The organism is Pseudomonas sp. GM80 (assembly GCF_000282515.1).
GTDB lineage: Bacteria > Pseudomonadota > Gammaproteobacteria > Pseudomonadales > Pseudomonadaceae > Aquipseudomonas.
In genome coordinates this window covers 1-4,023 of the sequence record NZ_AKJD01000106.1, presented here as the reverse complement: position 1 = coordinate 4,023, position 4,023 = coordinate 1, and the positions used below count along the sequence as shown (strand labels likewise).

The 4,023-nt window shown below is 59.6% G+C and carries 6 protein-coding genes; 1 reads left to right on the top strand and 5 read right to left on the bottom strand.

All coding sequences use genetic code 11. The features are described 5' to 3' along the window. Window positions 1–67 precede the first annotated feature (67 nt). The 5 genes from PMI37_RS17380 to PMI37_RS17360 form a co-directional block, all read right to left on the bottom strand. A complete protein-coding gene (locus tag PMI37_RS17380; RefSeq protein WP_008083146.1) occupies window positions 68–589 on the bottom strand; it encodes a hypothetical protein in 522 nt (173 codons plus the stop codon). Further along, complete coding sequence (locus tag PMI37_RS17375; protein WP_008083144.1) at window positions 589–1,233, bottom strand: hypothetical protein; 645 nt, start codon at window positions 1,231–1,233, stop codon at window positions 589–591. The genes PMI37_RS17380 and PMI37_RS17375 overlap by 1 nt, the downstream gene beginning before the upstream one ends. A 157-nt stretch (window positions 1,234–1,390) precedes the next feature. Further along, complete coding sequence (locus PMI37_RS17370; RefSeq protein WP_008083142.1) at window positions 1,391–1,735, bottom strand: YegP family protein; 345 nt, start codon at window positions 1,733–1,735, stop codon at window positions 1,391–1,393. A 172-nt stretch (window positions 1,736–1,907) separates the two neighbouring features. After that, complete coding sequence (locus PMI37_RS17365) at window positions 1,908–2,213, bottom strand: ribbon-helix-helix domain-containing protein (RefSeq protein WP_008083141.1); 306 nt, start codon at window positions 2,211–2,213, stop codon at window positions 1,908–1,910. Window positions 2,214–2,227: 14 nt separating this feature from the next. Beyond that, window positions 2,228–2,809, bottom strand: coding sequence for a DJ-1/PfpI family protein (locus PMI37_RS17360; RefSeq protein WP_008083139.1), 582 nt, complete (start codon window positions 2,807–2,809; stop codon window positions 2,228–2,230). A 198-nt stretch (window positions 2,810–3,007) separates the two neighbouring features. Here PMI37_RS17360 and PMI37_RS17355 point away from each other — a divergent pair, with 198 nt between their 5' ends. After that, window positions 3,008–3,898, top strand: a complete 891-nt coding sequence (locus PMI37_RS17355) for a DMT family transporter (RefSeq protein ID WP_008083138.1) — start codon at window positions 3,008–3,010, stop codon at window positions 3,896–3,898. The last annotated feature ends 125 nt before the right edge of the window (window positions 3,899–4,023 follow it).

The window sequence follows — 4,023 nt, the reverse complement described above, 5'->3', positions numbered from 1 at the left end:
CGATCTTTTGATCTTGAAAACAGAATCAAAAGATCGCAGCCTGCGGCAGCGCCTACATTATCGGTGCTCAGAGGCTGGCGGCGCGTTGCATGGCTTCGCGGTTGAACGGCTGATCCTTGAGCACCTGCGCGATAAACGCATCACTGATCAGACGCACATGCTCCATCTGGCCTCCAGACGGATTGACCAGACCACGCCAGGCGCTGGAATGGTTGTTCACCGCGTACACACCCAACACTTCCTTGCCGTGGCTGAGGCTGAATACCACCGTGCTGTCCCAACTGACCGGCACCGGCACAATGAACATCGTCAAGGCGCTCAAAAACATCTGTGGCTGCAAGCCGCCGATGTCGCTGTTGGCGATCACCAGCACGTTGTAACCGTCCTCGCTGCGTCCAGCCTTGACCTCGTCGAAGGTGCCGCGATGGCGCAATTCGTCGCGCAGCATCCAGCTCGGCAGCCCGATGACGTTGACGCTGATCGCCGGCAAGCGTTCGCTGTAATCGACCTCCGGTGTCTTCAGACTGTGGGTGGTCTGACAGCCGCCCAGCAGCAAGAGCATTCCGAGTAACAGAGCATGAATACGCATTAGAGTTTTCCTGACAGCATGGCTTTATAAACAGAGGCGCTGGGGCCGTTTTCTTCGCGGATGAACGGCGTCGCGGTGTACAGGTTCGGCATGTCCAGACGCTGCAGGCCTGGCACTTGCGGGTACTTGGCGCGCACCAGCGCCGCGTCGCGCTCAAGGTGATCGCTGTGCAAAAACAGGCACGTCATGTCGCGACCAAGCAAACAGCCAGCGCGGAAATCACCGATGTAATAGGCTTTGCCGGCGTCCAGTTGCAGGCCAATGGTGAAGTCTTCACGGCTCCACGACAGCGACTGGCCGCGATCAAAACGCACGTTATAGATTTCGTAGCGTCCGGGTTTCAGCGGCATGACAAACAGCGTGCCGATCCCGTGACCGGTCTCGCGCACGTCGCGCTCGGTGCGGGCATAAAACTCGTTGTGCAACCGCGCCGTGGCGAAGTCATCGCTGCCACGTTTGCGGATCATCAGCATCTGGTCATGAGCGCCGAATTTGGCCTTCGGCCAGATACCGACCACGCCCACCAGATAAGCCACGCCGGAATCGGCGGTCGGGCTGAGTTCGTCATCAATCTGGGTCGGGGACAGGCTGTAGCAGCCGCTCAAGCCGAGCAGCACGGTCAGGACAGCAAAAAAACGCATCATCAGCGGAAAAACTCTCGCGGGTAAACAAATCAGACACGCACGAAAGAGTTCTTCAGATCGCCCCTTCCATGGATTGGCGGCGAAGGATACGCAAAATGATGGCATATTGCCAGAATTCGGGCGCCATTGCTTTGGCGCACGAATACCAGAGGGATGTTCAGAGCACTGGCAGGGTCTTGTCTTTGATTACCTTGGTCGGGCCATTGACCTTGACGCTGGCGATGCCTTTATCGCAGGCAGCGTCCGAGGAATAAGCCTCGCTGCTGCCAATGATCTGGTGATTGGCGGCTTTGAGATTGAAGTACGGATGCCCGTCCTTGGTCGACTTCTTCTCGTAGCGTTCATCCAGCGGGCTGTTGCTCTGCACTGACGCAATGCCGCCATCGGCCGCCGCGCGGGTGGTGTACAGCTCGCTGGTCAGAATCGTTTCGGCATTCGCCGCTTTCAGCACGAACCGGAACTGGCCGTTGCTGCTTTTACTCAATTCATACCATCCGGACATGCTCGTTTCTCCTGGGCGATTGAGGGATTTCGCGCTTCAGAGTAAAGACCAGCCAAGCGAATCTGTCGCCTATACCGGCTCCATCGCGGGCAAGCCCGCTCCCACAGGGTACGAGGCACACACGATACCTGTGGGAGCTGGCTTGCCAGCGATAGGATCAACCCGGTCTGGACTATTTCACCTGCGCCCGCACCACCGACAATGCCGGCACACTAACCCGCCGCTGGCTCAGATAGCGCATGCAACTCACGCGCAGGAACGAGGCAAAATTCACCACTTCACCGCGATAATCCATCACCTCTTCATACAGCTTGGCGATCAATTGGTTGGTGCTCATGCCGTCGACCTCGGCAATCTCGCTGAGGATGTCCCAGAACTGATTTTCCAGGCGCAATGTCGTCACTACGCCGCAGATGCGCAGCGAGCGCGAGCGTGACTCGTAGAGAATCGGGTCAGCCTTGACGTAGAGCTCGCACATGGGCGAAACCTCGTTTACAGGGTGATTTTCGTGCCGAGCAAGCCAAGGAAACCGGCCAGCCAGTTCGGATGCGCCGGCCATGCCGGGGCTGTCGCCAGATTGCCTTGAACGTGGCCATCCGTCACTGCGATGTCGATGTACGTACCGCCCGCCAGTCGCACTTCCGGGGCGCAGGCCGGATAGGCGCTACACTCGCGTCCTTCGAGCACACCCGCTGCGGCCAGCAGTTGTGCGCCGTGGCAAACGGCGGCGATCGGTTTGCCGGCCTTGTCGAAGGCGCGCACCAGGTCGAGGACTGTGTCGTTGAGGCGCAGGTATTCCGGCGCACGGCCGCCGGGGATCAACAGCGCGTCATAGTCGGCCTCGCGGGCCTTGGCGAAGTCGAAGTTGAGGGCGAACAGGTGACCGGGTTTTTCACTGTAGGTCTGGTCGCCTTCAAAGTCATGGATCGCGGTGCGCACGGTGCTGCCAGCCGCTTTGTCCGGGCACACGGCGTGGACGGTATGCCCGACCATTTGCAGGGCCTGGAACGGCACCATCACTTCGTAGTCTTCGACGTAATCGCCAACCAGCATCAGGATTTTTTTCGCGGCCATGGGGAGGACTCCTCTGGGAAATGCTTGGGAGTATTGAAGGTAGACCTATTCGACAGTGACGGGTAACAACGGGCTACTACGTGGCGGGGATTACCCGCAACTGTACGGATAAGTAAGTGCCTAGCTGTAACAGCCACAAGCCCCCGGTTTATGGCTTGATGGAGGTCACTCTCAACCCCTACGATTCTGGTCCCCATCATGTCCTCGCGCGAAAATACCGGCATGGCCCTCGGCCTGCTCGGCGTGGTGATTTTCAGCCTCACCCTGCCCTTCACCCGCATCGTGGTGCAGGAACTGCATCCGCTGCTCAACGGTTTGGGACGCGCGTTGTTCGCGGCGATTCCGGCGGCGTTGCTGTTGTTGTGGCGTCGTGAGAAGTGGCCGACGTGGCAACAGGTCAAAGGCCTGAGCCTGGTGATCGCCGGGGTGATTCTCGGGTTCCCGGTGTTGTCGGCGTGGGCGATGCAAACGCTGCCGGCGTCCCACGGCGCATTGGTCAATGGCTTGCAACCGCTGTGCGTGGCGCTGTACGCGGCATGGCTGTCCCACGAGCGGCCGTCAAAAGCCTTCTGGGCCTGCGCGGCATTGGGCAGTGCGTTGGTGCTCGGTTACGCGCTGTATAGCGGCGCGGGCAGCATTCAGGCCGGGGATTTGTTGATGCTCGGGGCGATTGCGGTCGGCGGCCTGGGTTACGCCGAAGGTGGCCGGTTGGCCAAGGAAATGGGCGGCTGGCAGGTGATCTGCTGGGCGCTGGTGCTGTCGACGCCGCTATTGATCGGGCCGGTTTTGTACTTGGCATTGCAGCATCAAGGCGCGGTCTCGACCAAAGCCTGGTGGGCGTTTGGCTACGTCGCCCTGTTCTCGCAGTTTCTCGGGTTCTTTGCCTGGTATGCCGGACTGGCCATGGGCGGGATTGCTCGAGTCAGTCAGATCCAGTTGCTGCAGATCTTCTTCACCATCGCGTTCTCGGCGCTGTTCTTTGGTGAGCACGTCGAGCCGATTACCTGGGTGTTTGCCTGCGGGGTGATTGCGACCGTGATGCTCGGCCGTAAAACCGCCGTGCAACCGGCCCGCATAGCCACCGTATGAACGGTTGAACGGTTGAACGGTTGATCGGTTGATCGGTTGATCGGTTGATCGGTTGGACGGTTGGACGGTTGGACGGTTGGACGGTTGGACGGTTGGACGGTCGATTATGTAGGAGCTGCCGAAGG

What these genes read in the sequence shown, in the direction of transcription:
- PMI37_RS17360 (WP_008083139.1), bottom strand. Translation starts at nt 2,809, where the DNA reads ATGGCCGCGAAAAAAATCCTGATGCTGGTTGGCGATTACGTCGAAGAC.
- PMI37_RS17355 (WP_008083138.1), top strand. Translation starts at nt 3,008, where the DNA reads ATGTCCTCGCGCGAAAATACCGGCATGGCCCTCGGCCTGCTCGGCGTG.
- PMI37_RS17380 (WP_008083146.1), bottom strand. Translation starts at nt 589, where the DNA reads ATGCGTATTCATGCTCTGTTACTCGGAATGCTCTTGCTGCTGGGCGGC.
- PMI37_RS17375 (WP_008083144.1), bottom strand. Translation starts at nt 1,233, where the DNA reads ATGATGCGTTTTTTTGCTGTCCTGACCGTGCTGCTCGGCTTGAGCGGC.
- PMI37_RS17365 (WP_008083141.1), bottom strand. Translation starts at nt 2,213, where the DNA reads ATGTGCGAGCTCTACGTCAAGGCTGACCCGATTCTCTACGAGTCACGC.
- PMI37_RS17370 (WP_008083142.1), bottom strand. Translation starts at nt 1,735, where the DNA reads ATGTCCGGATGGTATGAATTGAGTAAAAGCAGCAACGGCCAGTTCCGG.